We start from the raw sequence: 16,037 nt of genomic DNA on the forward strand, positions 1-16,037 counted from the left end.
ACTACACTGGTCGCGTGGCAGGCCGAATTCCCGATCGCGACATCACGGCGATCCGTGAGCAGACGAGGATCGAGGACATCGTCGGCGACTACGTCGCCCTGCGTCGCGCCGGTGCTGACAGCCTCAAGGGTCTGTGCCCCTTCCACGACGAGAAGTCGCCGTCGTTCCACGTCCGTCCCAACCACGGCCACTTCCACTGCTTCGGCTGCGGCGAAGGCGGCGACGTGTACAGCTTCCTGCAGAAGCAGGAGCACATCAGCTTCGTCGAGGCGGTCGAGCAGCTCGCCGACCGGATCGGCTACCAGATCAACTACGAGGGCGGCGGTACCGCCATCAAGCGGGACCGCGGCACCCGCGCGCGACTGGTGGCCGCCAACGCCGCCGCGGCCAAGTTCTACGCGGCCGCGCTGCAGTCACCCGAGGCGCAGCCGGCGCGCGACTACCTGAAGGAACGCGACTTCGACGCGGTGGCGGCCGTCCAATTCGGTTGCGGTTACGCACCTGCCGGCTGGGACACGATGACCAAGGCGCTGCTGTCGCAGGGCTTCGAGTTCAGCGAACTCGAGGCCGCCGGCCTGTCCAAACAGGGACGCAAGGGGCCGATCGACCGCTTCCATCGCCGTCTCTTGTGGCCGATCCGCAACCTCGGCGGGGACATCATCGGTTTCGGCGCCCGCAAACTGTTCGACGACGACAACCTCGGCAAGTACATGAACACGCCGGAGACCATGCTGTACAAGAAGTCTCAGGTGCTGTTCGGTCTCGACCACGCGAAGAAGAGCATCGCCAAGGGGCATCAGGTGGTGGTCGTCGAGGGCTACACCGACGTCATGGCGATGCATCTGGCCGGCGTCACCACCGCGGTCGCCTCGTGTGGCACCGCCTTCGGTGAGGACCACCTCGCCCTCATCCGGCGGCTGATGATGGACGACTCGTACTTCCGCGGCGAGGTGATCTACACCTTCGACGGTGACGATGCCGGTAAAGCGGCGGCTCTCAAAGCATTCGAGGGCGAGCAGTCCATCTCGGGGCAGACCTTCGTGGCGATCGCGCCCGACGGCATGGACCCCTGCGAACTCCGGCAGGAGAAGGGCGACGCCGCCGTCCGTGACCTGGTCGCGCGTCGAGTGCCGATGTTCGAGTTCGCGATCAAGGCCCTCCTCGCCGGCCACGACCTCGACACCGCGGAGGGCCGCGTCCACGCGTTGCGCGACACCGTCCCGGTGGTCGCCCGGATCAAGGACATCGCGCTGCGTGACGAGTACGCCCGCCAGCTGGCCGGTTGGGTCGGTTGGGAAGAGGTCTCCCAGGTTCTCGGCAGAGTGCGCGAAGAAGGCGCCAGAATTCGAAAGGCGCAGGGCGTCAGCAACTCCGGCAGTCGGGGGAGCGGTCGCGGTGCTCGCAACCGGCCGGAGGCGGAGGCCGCGCCGACGTCGGCCCGCCCCCAGCCCAACGACCCGCGCCTGTGGCCGCAGCGGGAAGCGCTGAAGGCCGCGCTGCAGTATCCGGCTATCGCCGGCACCGTCTTCGACTCGCTGCCCGTCGAGTGCTTCAACGAGCCGGCCTACGCCATCATCCGGCAGGCGATGACCGGCCTCGGGGGCACGTCGGCCGGGCTGGGTGGCGCGGCCTGGGTCGACGCCGTGCGCAATGCCGTCGACGACCCGGTCATCGACCCGCTGGTGACCGAACTGGCGGTCGAGTCGATGCCGGTCGACGAGGACAACATCGCTCGCTACATCACGAGCGTGCTCGCCAGGCTGCAAGAGGTGTGGGTCGGTTCCCAGATCGCCGACATCAAGTCGCGTCTACGCCGGATGGCACCCAGCGACGACCCGGACGGGTACAACGCGGTCTTCGGCGATCTCGTCGCCCTCGAGGCCTACCGTCGGAGCCTGCTGGAGCAGGCGGTCGACCCCATCGTCGACGCGGGCTGAGTCCTGCGGGTCGCGCCGGCTCCGTGGGTTGAGCCGCGTCGCAGCCCCCGCCGGACCGATGAGTTCCCGTCGTGGCGCCGGTCTATCTGTCGACACCGCTACGAAGGGCACTGATCATGGCGACAACGATCTATTCGGCGACGGCGTCTCTCGACGGATTCATCGCGGGCCCGGGCGGCGACATGTCGTGGCTGACCCGGTTCTTCGACGTCCCCGCCGAGGGACAGAACCGGGCAGCCGACGACGCGGCCGACCGGTTGATGCGTGGTACCGGCGCGGTGTTGGTCGGCAATCGGTCGTTTCGCGGCGACGATCCCAACCGGGGAACGGACCGCGAAGGTGCGTTCGGCGGTGAATACGACGGTCCCGCCGTCGTTCTCACGCACAACCCGCCGGCGGACCCCGTCGACGGCGTCACGTTCGTCTCGGATCTGCACGAGGCGGTCGACCTCGCCGCCCGGACGGCCGGCGACGGCTACGTCACCGTCATCGGCGCCGACGTCGCGCGACAGATGATCGATCACGGGCTGCTCGACGAGGTGCTCGTGTTCTTCGTCCCGGTGTTCCTGGGGGCGGGTGTCCGGTTGTTCGACCGTCCCGAGGGCGGCGAGGTCAGACTCGCGCCGATCCGCGGCGAGACCGAGTACTGGTGTCGCGTCGAGCGGTGAGCCGGTGTGACCGGTGACCGCTTGTCGAGACGAGCACGGCTTGAACAGTCGGAGACAGTTCGTGATCCACGGCTGCGGGGCGCACCGGACGATGCCTGACCTGGGTGCGTGGATGCGAATGATGAGCGCCGTCAGGTCACCGAGGTGCAGCACCGCCTGATCGGTATGTACTCCGACCGGAAGCCCGGAGAGGTCGCCGCGGCCGTCGAGGCCGCCTACCGGCACTTCGACGGAACCGATGTGCGCGACTTCGTGCCACTGCTGGTCGAGCGTCGCGCCAACGACGCACTCAGCGGGTCCTCGGTCATGGCCGATTCCGCAGAGGTGCCGCCCGCCCTGGGTGGGTGACGTCGACGAACCGGCGGTATTCGTCAGGTCGCTCGCGAGCGGGGAGTGCGGGGCTCGAACCTGCGACCTACGGATTATGAGTGGCGAACCGTCCGTGATGGATAGCGATGACAGGTGATGGGTAGTCAAGGTCAGCGCAGGCCAGCGGCCATGATCATCACCACCTGTTGCTGTCGTGTGACGGACAGTTATGGGAAGTTCGTGTCCACGGTGTGACCAGCGGCCGTGCCAAGATCAACGGATAGCGGATACAGGCGCGGAGGATCTCGACCAGCTCGCTCACTATGACCCATCGAGGGCTCATATCCCTCCCGAGATTCGCGCTGAAATCCGCCGCGCCGCGGTCGAGGCGGCGAAAAGGATGCGCCTGACCACTCACATAACCCGATCTCCAGGCAGTGGAGACGGACGTTTCCTGCCGCAGTACCGTGAGATCCTGGCCGAGCGGCAAGGCGGTGACGACCAAGCCCACAATCGCGGTCACGGTTGACTATCCCGCGACCTTCGTCTGGGGACCCTGAGCCGCACATCACTCCCGACTTGAGGTAACGCCGGCAAACTCGGTGTGCGATTCTGTCGGTGTGACCGTCACCAACGTGCTGCACCGCGACGTCTACCTCTACAACGAGGTCGATCGTCTCACCGGGCTGCGCGCAGGCACCGCCCGTCGGTGGATCAACGGCTACTCGCGCAACGGTCGGGACTACGCACCAATCTTGCGAGAGCAGCGGCGTGACACCGAATGGGTGACGTGGGGAGAGTTCGTCGAGACACGCATACTGGCTGAGTACCGAGACCAGAAGGCGGTCAAGACTACTCGGCTGAGGGCCGCGGTCGACGCCTTGCGGCAAGAGTTCCAGATCGACTACCCGCTGGCCCGGTACCGACCATACATCGACATCCGCCCCCAACACATCGAACTCGACCTGAAGCTGTCCTCGGAGGAGGGTCGTTTGATCATCGAGACCGGCCAGATGATCCTGACCGACGGGCGGCCGCTCATCGAGCGTGCGCAGCTCGCGGAGGACGAATCCGGGGAGAAGTTCGCCGAACAGATCAGCAGCGATCTGACCTATCCCGGAATCGTGCTACATCCCGGACGATTCGGGGGACAACCCACCTTCGAAGGGCGCCGTGTGTCCGTCGAGACCATCGCCGGGATTGTCGCCTACGGGGAGCCAGTCGAAGATGTAGCGGCAACCTACGGACTTAGCATCGTGCAGGTGAGGTCGGCCAGCGAGTACGCCGCGAAGTATCGGCTGGCTGCCTGATTCCAGCACAGACTGGACCTCCTGCCGATCATGCCTGCGCGCTCACTGAACGACGTGGTGTTCGTCTTCGACGAGAACCTGATGGGGCTGGCGAAGGGGCTCACTCAGCTCCGGAACGATGCCGCAGTGTTCGGAGACATCACTCTCGATCGAGTCATCCCTTGTGGAACACTCGATGCCGACTGGATCGCGGAGGCCGGCGGCCGCGGGTGGATTGTGATCACGAACGATCGCAGGCTCCGCACCCGCCCACTGGAGGCCCCCGCCGCGATCGCTCACGAACTCACGGTGGTGCACCTTCACGGCGCGGTCGGCTCGCAGCGTCCATGGCAGCAAGCCGAGCGGCTGCTCGTGCACTGGCAGAAGGTTGAGCTTCAGGTCTCTACGACGCCTCGTGGTCCCTGGTGGCTGTCGCTGGAATCGAAACGTGTTCGCACGCTGCCGTTCCAACCAGGACTAGCAAGGTAGACCTCGTGACCATGCCCCAAGCCCAGACTTTCGTGTTATGCACCCCGAACAGCCCGGAGTGCTCCACGAAGTCTTCGGGCGCCGTACCTCGTCGGCCGGTGGTAGCGCGTTGTCCCGATTGATCCGGGAGTCCGACTCGGGAGTGAGGCCGAGCTTGGTGGCGAGATTCGCGTAGTGCTTGCGCGTCTTGAGCAGGAATTCGGTGGCGGTGCGTACTTCGCCGTTGCCGCGGCTACGGAGGCCGCGGCTCCACTGGTGCACGTCAGCCGCGAGCTGACCAGGAAACTAACTCGTCGCAAGGCGAAGGTGACCAATCGGTGACCATCGCCGTCTCCCGAGACGACGAAGGCGACCCGCTCGGCAGCGAATCTACTGGTCAAGATGGTGGGGAGTGCGGGGCTCGAACCCGCGACCTACGGATTATGAGTCCGCGGCTCTAACCGACTGAGCTAACTCCCCGCGCCTGTACAGGCCTGCGGGAGGACAATACCGCACCGCCGGAGACGGACGACACACGTGTGCGCGCAAAACCGTCGACTGTCGACGCCGCTAGACTGGCCGCACGATCGGGTACGAGTGTGGCGGGAGTGGAACAGGTGACGCTGGCGGACGGGCCTGGGGGTGATCTCCCGGAGTCCCTGGTGGATGTCGCCGCACGCCGGCTCCGCGACGCGATCCTGAGCGGCGCGCTCGAACCGGGCCAGAAGATCGTCGAAGAGACATTGTGCGCGGACCTCGGTATCAGCCGCGCCCCGGTTCGTGAGGCGCTGCGGCTCCTGGCGCAGCAGGGTCTCGTCGAACATCAACCGCGGCGCGGGGTCCGGGTGACCGAATGGTCGCCGACCGACATTCTGCAACTGTTCGAGATCCGCCAGGTGCTCGAACGCCACGCCGTCGAAACCGCTCTGCCGCTGGCGGATCCCGACCGTCAGCTCGCGCCGGTGCGGGCGGCGATCGACGCGATGCGTCGTGCGGGTGACGATCTCGAACGCGATGACGCTCATCGCCGGTTCCATGCCGCGGTGGTCGCGCTGGCCGGAAACCGTCAGCTCGACGTGACCCTGGCGCCGATCCTGCTCAAACTGCAGTTGCCGATGGCGGTCAACCTGCGTTCGGAGACAGCCGATCACCATGGCCCGGCGGACGGATTCACCCGCCATCAGGCGATTCTGGACGCTCTCGAACGCAACGACACCGAGGCGGTCGTCGCCGCGCTCGGTGACCATGGACACCTGCACTACCTGGGATTGGTGTCCGCGGCCGGCGAATCCACCGTGCACCAGCACGATCCCGCTCGCTGACCCCGCTCGGGTTCACGCGCTAACACAATCGACACACAGCCGTTCCGCAGACGCCATCATTCTGTCGACAATCGACGTTATGACGAAAGTTGCCGGGCCGACGACGGGTCCCACGGTCGCCGAGATCCTCGACTCGCATCTGCACGGCAGCGGGTCGCCGACGCGGACCGCGCGAGCCGTCCTCGACGCCATCGAGGCCCGGGGAGACGACGGCACCTGGCTGTCCACGGTGCCTCGCGATGAGCTCCTCGCTGCCGCCGCGGACCTCGAGGACCGTTCCGACACACGCGATCTCCCGCTGTACGGGGTTCCGTTCGGGGTGAAGGACTCCATCGATGTCGCGGGGGTGCCGACCACACTGTCGTGTCCGGCGTACGCCTATGTCCCGGACACGACCGCGCCCGTGGTGCAGCGACTGCTCGATGCGGGTGCCCTCTACGTCGGCAAGACAAATCTCGACCAGTTCGCCACCGGACTCAACGGGACCCGGACGCCCTTCACCATCCCACGCGGCGTCTTCGGCAACGGGATGATCTCCGGCGGTTCGAGTTCCGGCTCGGCGCTGGCGGTGGCGCGCGGTGACGTGCCGTTCGCCGTCGCGACCGACACGGCCGGTTCCGGGCGCGTGCCGGCGGCGCTGAACGGGATCGTCGGCTACAAGCCGTCCCGCGGACTGATCAGCACGGTCGGCCTCGTGCCCGCCTGCAAGTCGCTGGACTGCATCACCGCGATGACCTCGACCATCGACGACATGGACCGGGTCATGGACGTGATGATCGGCCGCGACGACGCCGATCCCTGGTCCCGCGACCCCGGCCCTCGTCACTCCGGTGACACTCTCACCATCGGCCTGCCGGCGCCGGACGAGCTGGAGTTCTTCGGCGACGAGGCCATGCGCGAGGCCCACCTCTCGTTCCGCGCGCGCCTGTCGCACCTGGCCGTGCCCGGCGGCGTCGAGATCGTCGATGTGTCGCTGACCCCGTTCCTCGCCGCGGGCGAGCTGCTCTACTCGGGTCCCTGGGTGGCCGAGCGACTCGTCGAATTCGCCCGGTTCCTGGCCGAGCGGCCCGACGACATCCATCCGGTGGTCCGGGACATACTGCGCAGCGGTGAGAAGTACTCCGCCGTGGACGCCTTCTCGGCGCTGCAGCGGCTACAGGAGTTGCGCGCCGAGGTCGGCCGGTTGTGGCAGCAGATGGACGTCCTCGTGGTCCCCACGATCGGCCGTACGTTCACCGTCGACGAGGTCCTGGCCGAACCGATCGCCGTCAACACGATGCTCGGCCATTACACCCACTTCGGTAATCTGCTGGACCTCACCGGCGTCGCCATCCCGCAGGGTCTGACCGCCGACGGCCGGCCGCACAGCGCGATGCTGCTCGGCAACGCCCTCACCGATGACGCCGTCCTGCACCTGGCGGCCGCATTACTCGACGAGCCGCGTTCCCGCCCGGCGATCCCCGACCGGTCGTCACGCACCTCGACCGCCACCGTTTCCCACCCCTGAATTCTCGACGAGACCGTCCCGAAGGAACCCCATGTCCGACACCGTCACCCTCGACGCTCAACCCGGCCCCATCGAGCTCGACCTCGCCCACACGGCGCTGATCATCATCGACATGCAGCGAGACTTCCTGCTGCCCGGGGGTTTCGGCGAGACACTCGGCAACGACGTCGCCCAGTTGCAGCGCGTCGTCGCGCCGCTGGCCGGTCTGCTCGACGCCGCGCGCACGGCCGGGATGCTCGTCATCCACACCAGGGAAGGGCATCTGCCTGATCTGTCGGACTGTCCGCCCGCCAAGCTCAATCGTGGGCTCCCGTCGAAGCGGATCGGTGATCCGGGTGCCTACGGCCGCATCCTCATCCGCGGCGAGTACGGCCACGACATCGTCGACGAACTCGCCCCGCTCGCCACCGAGGTCGTCATCGACAAGCCCGGCAAGGGCGCGTTCTACGCGACCGAGTTGTCGACGGTGCTCGCCGACAACGACATCACGCAGCTGCTCGTCACCGGGGTGACCACCGAGGTCTGCGTACACACGACCACCCGCGAGGCCAATGACCGCGGATTCGAATGCGTCGTCGTATCCGATTGTGTCGGTTCGTATTTTCCCGAGTTCCAACGCGTCGGGCTCGAGATGATCGCGGCCCAGGGCGGCATCTTCGGCTGGACGGCACCGAGTGCGGACGTCATCGCGCTGCTGCCCACAAGCGCCGACGACGTCATCAGCCCGGCGTGAGTCACGCGACGACACCAGTCCCTGTTCGTTCCCGAGACACCGGCGTCTCGAACTCCAACCCGACCATCCGGAGGAAGTCATGAGCGCCACCACCGATCCCGCCCCCGCCGCCGACCCGCCGTCAGCCCCGCAGCAGTTCAAGGTCGCCTGGTGGACGCGGGGGGACACCAACGCGTTCTTCGGTCTCGGGTTCAACATCCTGGTCAACGTGCTGACGTTGACCGGCCTGATGATCGGGGTGATCGGCCTCAGCGCGGTGAATGTCCTGGGTACGGTACTGCCCGCCCTGGGGGTGGCCCTGATCCTGGGCAACCTGTACTACACGTTCCTGGCCCGTCGCCTCGCCGCGCGTGAGGGACGCGACGATGTGACCGCGCTGCCCTACGGCCCGAGCGTGCCGCACATGTTCATCGTGGTGTTCGTCGTGATGCTGCCGGTGTATCTGAGCACCGACAACGCGATCCAGGCCTGGCAGGCGGGTCTGGCGTGGGCGTTCATGATCGGCGTCATCGTGATGATCGGTGCGTTCGTCGGGCCCTACGTCCGCAAGCTCACTCCGCGGGCGGCGATGCTGGGAACCCTCGCGGGCATCTCGATCACCTTCATCTCGATGAGACCGGCCGGGCAGATGTGGGAGGCGGCGTGGATCGGTCTCCCCGTGCTCGCGATCATCCTGATCGGGTTCTTCACCGACGTGAAGCTGCCGGGCAACATCCCGGTCGGCCTGGCCGCGCTGTTCGTCGGCACGGCCATCGGCTGGGCCGGCGGGTACATGTCGGTGCCCGACCTCACCTCCGCGGTGGAGAACATCGCGATCGGCATCCCGGACCAACGAATCGACCTGCTGCTCAACGGACTCGGTGATCTGGCACCGCTGCTCGGCACGGCGATCCCGCTCGGCGTCTACAACTTCACCGAGGCGATGAGCAACGTGGAGAGCGCCGCGGCGGCGGGGGACAACTACAACCTGCGCAGCGTCCTGTTGGCCGACGGTGCCGGAGCGTGCATCGGAGCGGCGTTCGGGTCGCCGTTCCCGCCCGCGGTCTACATCGGGCATCCGGGCTGGAAGGACGCGGGCGGCCGCGCGAGCTACTCGCTCGCCAGCGGCGTCGCGATCGGGTTGCTGTGTTTCCTGGGCATGTTCGGGGTGCTGAACGCGCTGCTGCCGGTCCCGGCGATCGTCCCGATCCTGCTGTTCATCGGTCTGCTCATCGGTGCCCAGGCCTTCCAGGCGGTGCCGCGCCTGCACGCGGTCGCGGTGGTGGCCGCGTTGCTGCCGAACCTCGCCGAGTGGGGGCGCGGTCTGATCGACAACGCGCTGTCGGCGGCCGGCACGACTGCGAGCGAGGTGGGCATGGAAGCGCTCGGCGGCGCCGGGGTCATCTACGAGGGCCTCAAGACGCTGGGCGAGGGCGCGGTGCTCGTCGGCCTCGTCCTCGGCACCATCGTCACGTTCATCCTGGAGAAGAAGTTCCACTACGCCGCGATAGCCGCGTCGGTCGGCGCCGTGCTGTCGTTCATCGGCTTGATTCACGCCCCGGAGGTGTCGTGGGCGGCGGCCCCGGCTGTCGCGCTCGGCTACCTGCTGTTCGCGGTCGTGTGCCTGGCGCACTGGTTCCTGCCAGGAGCCCGCACACCCGTCGTGGTCGACGAGTCCGACGTGGTCGCCGGGCACTGATCCGACAGCCCGGGCGGTCGGATCGGTACGCACCCGACCCGACCGCCCGATGTGCGCTGACCGCGCGTTTTGTCGTCCGGCGCGACCATGCGCTAGAGTCTGACCTCGGTTCTGATGACGCATCACAGGGTGCCGAACAGGGCCGGAGCAATCCCCCATAGCTCAATTGGCAGAGCATTCGACTGTTAATCGAACGGTTACTGGTTCGAGTCCAGTTGGGGGAGCAGAAAAGCCCGTCACCTGCAACAGCAGGCGGCGGGCTTCTCCTTTCGACCCCGTGTGCGTTTTGTGGCCGGTCGGCGAGGGTAGCCGCCCCGCATGCGAACAGAGCCATCGTTCCAGTCTGTCTTGGTGATCGCCGATCCCGGTACAACAGAGGCGATCGGCAAACGTCTGTCCGAGTCCTTGTCGACAGACAGCGATAACACCGAGGGTCGGCACGTCTCGACCCGAAGTCACGCGTACCCGATCGAGGAGCACACCGATTTCGCCGATGTGGTCGGCACGATCGATCCCGATTCCGCGAGCGAAGACATCGTCATCTACCTCACCGACTTGGCGCGCCGATCGGGTACGACCCCGCTCATAGCCGAGATCCATCGCTCGAAAGGGCTCGGGGTCATCTCGATTCCGGCGATGGGGGCAGCGTTTGTCGAACGACGGACAAGGGATCTGGCACGAATGGTCGTTGCCGAGGTGTCCATCGAGTCGGATGAACCGGCGACGAACGAGCGGATTCATCGAGTGCAGGACGACGACGTCGTGCACTATCTCGCGCCGTCCAGATTGTCGCGCCTACGGCTTCTCGCGGGCATGGTCTACGCCAATCGGCCCTGGCGGGTGGTCGCCGGTATGTCGAAGGTGATGATGGCCGCCTTCGCCACCGGCGCAGTGAGTCTCGCGTACGGGACCATGTGGCAGCTGTCCGACATGATGGGCCCGTGGCGACTGACGGTGGCCACGATTCTGTCCATTGCCGCGCTGATCGCTTGGCTGATCATCGAGCACAAACTCTGGGAACGGCCGTCGTCGCCGGAAGAACGCGAGCGCGCGTTGCTCTACAACATGTCCACCGTCGTCACGTTGACGATCGGGGTCATCGTCTTCTACGTCGTCGTGTTCTTCCTCTTGCTCCTGACGGCGTGGTGGACGATACCGCCGGACATGGTCACCGACCAGGTCGGTCATCCGATGGACTTCTGGACTCTGGTGGTGATGGCCTGGCTGGTGGCCTCGGTGGCCACATTGGGCGGCGCGCTCGGTTCAGGCATGGAGGATGACGACGCCGTGCGGGCGGCGACGTATGGGGCTCGGCAACGACGGCGTTTCGAGCGGGACGACGATGGCAATCGGCGCTCGGGAAAGAGCAAGAGCCGGTGACAACGGAAAGCCCATCACGCTGCGTGAGCAGGTGATGGGCTTTCCTGTACCGGATGGACGACCCTACTCCCGGGGGTAGTCCTCGGGATCGATCTCGACCTCGGCGGCCTGTTCGGCGGCGTCGGCATCGTCGGCTTCGAACGGCACGCTGGGGCCCACACCTTCGGCGGGGTCGGGCACTGCCGTCTGGGCCTGCTCGAGTGCATCGGCCTCGTCGGCCTCGACCGGCAGGTCGGCTTCCGGTGACGTCATCGGGACGCTCCTCTCGTCGTCGAACTCCTACGTCTCCACGTGTACCCGACGAGAGTGGTTTCAGTCGCCGCCGCGTCGCTCGTCGTAGTCGGCCTGGGCGTCGCGGACGGCCGGCATGTTGTCCTGCACGAGTTCGATCAGGCCACTCAACTGGTCGGCGACCTGCCTGCCGAGCGGGGTGAGGTGGTACTCGACCTTCGGCGGGATGGCTTCGAGGACGGTGCGCACGATCATGCCGTCGCGTTCGAGGCTCTGCAGGGTCTGCGAGAGCATCCGTTCGCTCACGCCGTCGACGCGTCGCCGCAGGGCGCTGAATCGATAGTTGCTCTCTCCCAGAGCGATCAGCACGAGGCTGCCCCACCGTCCGGTGACGGTCTGCAGTGTCGTCCGGGACGAGCAGTCCCGGGCGAAGACGTCCGCCTCGAGGGACTCGTCGCTGATCTCGGTCACGTGCTCAACGGTAGCCGAATGAACGAGACCTCGCTAACAGTTCGTATTGCACTAACGAATAGTAAGTGCATACTGGGACTCGTCCAACCGACAGAGATGAGGAATCAGATGACCACAGCAGTGACCGGCGCGACGGGACAGCTCGGCGGACTCGTGATCGACGAATTACTCGCGCGGGGCGTCGCCGCCGCCGACGTGGTGGCGATCGTCCGCGACGAGTCGAAGGCCTCGAAGCTTGTGTCGCAAGGCGTTTCGGTCCGTGTCGCCGACTACGACGATCCGGCATCACTTGTCGACGCCCTCGTCGGCGTCGACAAGTTGCTGCTGGTCTCGGGTTCCGAGGTCGGGCAACGTGTTGCCCAGCACACCAACGTGATCGAGGCGGCGGAGGCCAACTCCGTCGAACTGATCGCGTACACCAGCCTGCTCCACGCCGACACGAGCGGTCTGAGTCTGGCTCCCGAGCACGTCGCCACCGAAGCCCTACTGAACGAGTCGTCGGTTCCCGCCGTGATCCTGCGCAACGGCTGGTACTGGGAGAACTACCTGGCCGCCATCCCGCAGGCGGCGTCGACCGGAACGCTCCTGGGCGCCGCGGGTGAGGGGGAACTCGCTGCGGCCGCTCGCGCCGACTACGCGGCTGCGGCCGCAGCGGTCCTCACCGCCGACACCGACCAGGCCGGCAAGATCTACGAGTTGGGTGGTGACGAGCGGCTGACGTACGGCGAATTCGCGCGAGCGATCGGTGAGGCCTCGGGTGCGTCCGTCCAGTACCGCGACCTCTCCGAAGCCGACTACCAGGCCGCTCTCGTCAGCGCGGGTCTGCCGGAACCGGTCGCCGCGATGCTGGCCGGCGCAGATGCCGGGATCAGCCGCGGTGAGCTGGACACCGACTCCGGCGACCTCCAGTCGCTCATCGGCCGGTCGTCGACCCCCGTCGCGGAGGTCATCGCGCAGGCGCTCGCCTGATCCGGCGTCGCCCGATCGGCGTCCGGCGTGCTCCGCGCTGAGTCGCATCGATGAGTTTGGCTGCGACACCGAGTCCGTCCGCATAGATTGCTCGTGCCGGGCGACAAGGAAGCGGAACCATGCCACAGCTACTCAGAGTCCAGAACTTCTCGATCTCGCAGGACGGGGTCGGGGCGGGGGAGAACCAGACGTTCGAGCGTCCCTTCGGTGATCGCGTCGAACCCTGGGACCTGATGTCGTGGGCGGGTGCCACCGCGAGCTGGCCCAACCGGACCGACCCGGGTGGCACCCGCGGCCTCGACGACTATTTCACCCGCGACTTCGCCCACAACATCGGCGCGGAGATCATGGGCCGCAACAAGTTCGGTTATCAGCGCGGACCGTGGACCGACCATGAGTGGCAGGGGTGGTGGGGTGACGAACCGCCGTTCCACACTCCCGTCTTCGTGCTGACGCACCATGTTCGGCCGTCGTTCACGCTGAGCGACACCACGTTTCACTTCCTCGACGCCACCCCGGCCGAGGCCGCCGACCAGGCGAAGGCCGCGGCGGACGGCAAGGACGTACGTATCGGCGGCGGCGTGAGCACAGTTCGGGAGTTCCTCGACGCCGACCTCATCGACACCCTCCACATCGCCGTCGCACCCGTCACGATCGGCGCCGGGCTCACACTCTGGGAGTCGCCCGAGGAGCTCGAGGACCGGTACCACCACGAGTCCGTCCCGAGCACCAGCGGCGTGACGCACCATTTGTTCTGGCGCAAGTAGCGCAATGGCGGTGGAATGACACCGAGAACTCGCGTAGTTGTAGGGACCATGACGGAACTCGCCAGCAAGGCCACCACTCTGCTCGAACTCCACCAGCCCGGTAACCCGGTCATTCTGCCCACGGTGTGGGACGCCTGGTCGGCGAACCTCGCGATCTCCGCCGGGTTCACCGCCCTCACCGTCGGCAGTCACCCGGTGTCGGACTCGATCGGCAAGCCCGACAACGAAGGGATCACGTTCGAGGAACTGACCACTCGCATCCGGCAGATCACCGCGGCGGTCGACGTCCCGATCTCCGTCGACATCGAGTCCGGCTACGGGGAGGACCCGAAGACGCTCATCGAGGGCCTGATCGCCGCGGGTGCCGTCGGTCTGAACATCGAGGACACCGTGCACAGCGAGGGCGGACGCCTTCGCGAGGCGCAGGAGCACGCCGATCTCGTGGGCGCACTGCGGGCGGCGTCCGACGCCACCGATGTCCACGTGGTGATCAACGCGCGCACCGACCTGTTCGTCAAGCAGGTCGGCGACGAATCCGACCGCCTCGACCGCGCGATCGAGCGACTGAAGCTGGCTGCCGACTCAGGCGCAGACGTGCTGTACCCGGTCGGTTTCCACGACGACGCCGCGCAGAAGCGGCTCACCAGCGAACTGCCGTTGCCGGTCAACGCGATCGGCCATCCGACCAAGAACACCAAAGCGGCACTGGCCGAACTCGGTGTCGCCCGGGTCAGTTTCGGACCGATCTTCCAGATGGTGCTCGCCGAACGCGCTGCCGAGGTTCTCGAACCCTGGAAGTAGACACACCGTTCTCCTCCGGGTCGTCGAACCCGGAGGAGACTGTCGGTGGTCCGGACTACCGTCGGGCCATGGCACTGACGAAATCCGAACGAGAAGCGTTCCTGTCCGAACCCCATGTCGCGGCGCTGTCGGTCGAAGCCGAGCCCGGCCGGGCGCCGCTCACGGTCCCGGTGTGGTACCAGTACGAGCCGGGCGGTCGCCCCTGGCTGCTCACCGGAACCGAATCGCGCAAGTTGCAGCTCATCCGAACCGCCGGGCGGTTCACGCTCATGGTCGACGAGGTGTCGCCGCGGCTGATGTACGTGGCCGTGTCGGGGGATGCGGTCGACATGGTGCCGGGCACCCGCGGCGACCTGCAGGAGATGGCGGCGCGCTACCTCCCGCCCCAGGCCGTCGACCCCTATGTGGAGATGGCCGAGAAAGACCACGGTCCCCAGACCAAGCTGTTCCTCGAACCGAAACAGTGGGTGTCCCTGGACCTCGGTGCTCTGACCGACGGGCAGTGATCCGGCAGCGAGACGAACCGGTCGGGAACGTCTCGCTACATTGAACGCATGCCGAAGTCGCGTTCCACGTCCGACCAGCCCGATTCCGGGGCCGCCGCTTCTGGTGCCGCGGCGTCCGGCGCGGAGTCCGAAAAGTCCGTCGACGAGGTTTCACACCAGGCGAAGCCGCCGGGCGGCGAGCAGGTCACCCCTCTCGACGGCAACGAATTCCTGCAGGCCAATCGCAGCAACCGCGACAGGTACCGCGCCGAGGCCGAGGCGAAGGCGGCGAAAGCAGCCCGCAAGGCCGAACGCCGACGCACTGACGAGCCCGCGGGCGCCGACGAGCCCGCCGACACCGACGAGCCGGCCGACACCGGTACCGCTGCATCCGACTCCGCAGACCAGGACCCCGGTTCGGATCGCACCCCCCGCAAGCTCGATCCCGTCACGGCGCGTCGGAGTGGTTCCCGCCGGTGGACCGGTTGGACCTCGAAGGTCGGCAGCCGACCGTGGGCGGTGATCGCGCTGATCGCGGCGGTCGTCGTCCTCGCGGCGTCGACGGCGGTGCTCGCCGTGGCGTACGTGGATGCCGATGAACGCGCCGAGTCGAGCGCGTCGGCCGGCACGACGACGTCCCTCCTCGAGACCGCCCGGCGGTACGCGGCCGAGATCTCGACCTACAACTCAGCGGACTACGCAGACCTCGACCGACGCATCCGGGAGATCTCCACGCCCGCGTTCACCCAGACCTACATCGAGTCCTCGCAGGACGCCCGCCGCGGATCCGCCGAGGCCGAATCGGTGTCGACGGCGACGGCCGACAATGCGGGCCTCATGTCCGTCGACGACGGCAAGGCCGTTGTGCTGGTCACCCTGGACCAGACCCTGAAATCGCCGCAGACCGCCCAGGAGTTCCCCGAGGGATTCCCGTACCAGTCGCGGGTCAAGGTCACCCTCGTGGAGCAGGACGGTCGCTGGCTGATGGACGACTTCGCGGTGCTGTGACACTCTGCTCCCTG

General features: G+C 66.9%; 17 protein-coding genes and 2 tRNA genes. 16 read left to right on the top strand and 3 right to left on the bottom strand.

Features of this window, described 5'->3' with window-relative positions:
• The first annotated feature begins 14 nt into the window (after positions 1-14).
• The 5 genes from dnaG (at position 15) to ACFVHY_RS11360 (ending at position 4,692) form a co-directional block, all read left to right on the top strand.
• Positions 15-1,937: a DNA primase gene (gene dnaG / locus ACFVHY_RS11340; RefSeq protein WP_068970369.1), complete on the top strand. Its 1,923-nt coding sequence runs from the start codon at positions 15-17 to the stop codon at positions 1,935-1,937.
• A 116-nt stretch (positions 1,938-2,053) separates the two neighbouring features.
• Positions 2,054-2,605, top strand: coding sequence for a dihydrofolate reductase family protein (locus ACFVHY_RS11345; RefSeq protein WP_390271772.1), 552 nt, complete (start codon positions 2,054-2,056; stop codon positions 2,603-2,605).
• A gap of 108 nt (positions 2,606-2,713) precedes the next feature.
• On the top strand, positions 2,714-2,953 hold the full coding sequence (locus ACFVHY_RS11350; RefSeq protein ID WP_390271774.1) for a three-helix bundle dimerization domain-containing protein: 240 nt from the start codon (positions 2,714-2,716) through the stop codon (positions 2,951-2,953).
• Positions 2,954-3,534: 581 nt separating this feature from the next.
• A complete protein-coding gene (locus tag ACFVHY_RS11355) occupies positions 3,535-4,224 on the top strand; it encodes a DUF433 domain-containing protein (RefSeq protein WP_390271776.1) in 690 nt (229 codons plus the stop codon).
• A 30-nt stretch (positions 4,225-4,254) separates the two neighbouring features.
• Positions 4,255-4,692, top strand: a complete 438-nt coding sequence (locus tag ACFVHY_RS11360) for a hypothetical protein (protein WP_390271778.1) — start codon at positions 4,255-4,257, stop codon at positions 4,690-4,692.
• Between the two features lie 382 nt (positions 4,693-5,074).
• Here ACFVHY_RS11360 and ACFVHY_RS11365 read toward each other — a convergent pair.
• Positions 5,075-5,151, bottom strand: a tRNA-Ile gene (locus tag ACFVHY_RS11365).
• A 137-nt stretch (positions 5,152-5,288) separates the two neighbouring features.
• Between ACFVHY_RS11365 and ACFVHY_RS11370 the strand changes: the two genes are divergently transcribed.
• The 6 genes from ACFVHY_RS11370 (at position 5,289) to ACFVHY_RS11395 (ending at position 11,291) form a co-directional block, all read left to right on the top strand.
• On the top strand, positions 5,289-5,993 hold the full coding sequence (locus tag ACFVHY_RS11370) for a GntR family transcriptional regulator (protein WP_390271865.1): 705 nt from the start codon (positions 5,289-5,291) through the stop codon (positions 5,991-5,993).
• A 79-nt stretch (positions 5,994-6,072) separates the two neighbouring features.
• Positions 6,073-7,500 carry an allophanate hydrolase gene (locus ACFVHY_RS11375; RefSeq protein WP_390271780.1) on the top strand — a complete coding sequence of 476 codons (1,428 nt, stop codon included), beginning with the start codon at positions 6,073-6,075 and terminating at the stop codon, positions 7,498-7,500.
• A gap of 31 nt (positions 7,501-7,531) precedes the next feature.
• Positions 7,532-8,233, top strand: a complete 702-nt coding sequence (locus ACFVHY_RS11380) for a cysteine hydrolase family protein (protein ID WP_390271782.1) — start codon at positions 7,532-7,534, stop codon at positions 8,231-8,233.
• Positions 8,234-8,312: 79 nt separating this feature from the next.
• Positions 8,313-9,911 carry a regulator gene (locus tag ACFVHY_RS11385; protein WP_390271784.1) on the top strand — a complete coding sequence of 533 codons (1,599 nt, stop codon included), beginning with the start codon at positions 8,313-8,315 and terminating at the stop codon, positions 9,909-9,911.
• A 151-nt stretch (positions 9,912-10,062) separates the two neighbouring features.
• Positions 10,063-10,135, top strand: a tRNA-Asn gene (locus ACFVHY_RS11390).
• A gap of 94 nt (positions 10,136-10,229) precedes the next feature.
• Positions 10,230-11,291: a hypothetical protein gene (locus ACFVHY_RS11395; protein ID WP_390271786.1), complete on the top strand. Its 1,062-nt coding sequence runs from the start codon at positions 10,230-10,232 to the stop codon at positions 11,289-11,291.
• 63 nt (positions 11,292-11,354) lie between these two features.
• Here the strand turns inward: ACFVHY_RS11395 and ACFVHY_RS11400 are convergent, their stop codons facing one another.
• On the bottom strand, positions 11,355-11,543 hold the full coding sequence (locus tag ACFVHY_RS11400) for a hypothetical protein (RefSeq protein ID WP_390271788.1): 189 nt from the start codon (positions 11,541-11,543) through the stop codon (positions 11,355-11,357).
• A 60-nt stretch (positions 11,544-11,603) separates the two neighbouring features.
• On the bottom strand, positions 11,604-11,993 hold the full coding sequence (locus tag ACFVHY_RS11405; protein WP_058252066.1) for a helix-turn-helix domain-containing protein: 390 nt from the start codon (positions 11,991-11,993) through the stop codon (positions 11,604-11,606).
• Positions 11,994-12,101: 108 nt separating this feature from the next.
• Between ACFVHY_RS11405 and ACFVHY_RS11410 the strand changes: the two genes are divergently transcribed.
• The 5 genes from ACFVHY_RS11410 (at position 12,102) to ACFVHY_RS11430 (ending at position 16,023) form a co-directional block, all read left to right on the top strand.
• The gene (locus ACFVHY_RS11410; RefSeq protein WP_390271790.1) at positions 12,102-12,962 is read left to right on the top strand and encodes an NmrA family NAD(P)-binding protein; all 861 of its coding nucleotides are present in this window, start codon (positions 12,102-12,104) and stop codon (positions 12,960-12,962) included.
• Between the two features lie 119 nt (positions 12,963-13,081).
• Positions 13,082-13,729, top strand: a complete 648-nt coding sequence (locus ACFVHY_RS11415) for a dihydrofolate reductase family protein (protein ID WP_390271792.1) — start codon at positions 13,082-13,084, stop codon at positions 13,727-13,729.
• 48 nt (positions 13,730-13,777) lie between these two features.
• Positions 13,778-14,530, top strand: a complete 753-nt coding sequence (locus tag ACFVHY_RS11420; RefSeq protein WP_390271794.1) for an isocitrate lyase/phosphoenolpyruvate mutase family protein — start codon at positions 13,778-13,780, stop codon at positions 14,528-14,530.
• 68 nt (positions 14,531-14,598) lie between these two features.
• A complete protein-coding gene (locus ACFVHY_RS11425) occupies positions 14,599-15,036 on the top strand; it encodes a pyridoxamine 5'-phosphate oxidase family protein (protein ID WP_390271796.1) in 438 nt (145 codons plus the stop codon).
• A gap of 48 nt (positions 15,037-15,084) precedes the next feature.
• A complete protein-coding gene (locus ACFVHY_RS11430) occupies positions 15,085-16,023 on the top strand; it encodes a hypothetical protein (RefSeq protein WP_390271798.1) in 939 nt (312 codons plus the stop codon).
• Positions 16,024-16,037: the final 14 nt, after the last annotated feature.

Source organism: Gordonia sp. NPDC127522 (assembly GCF_042672305.1).
Lineage (GTDB): Bacteria > Actinomycetota > Actinomycetes > Mycobacteriales > Mycobacteriaceae > Gordonia > Gordonia hongkongensis.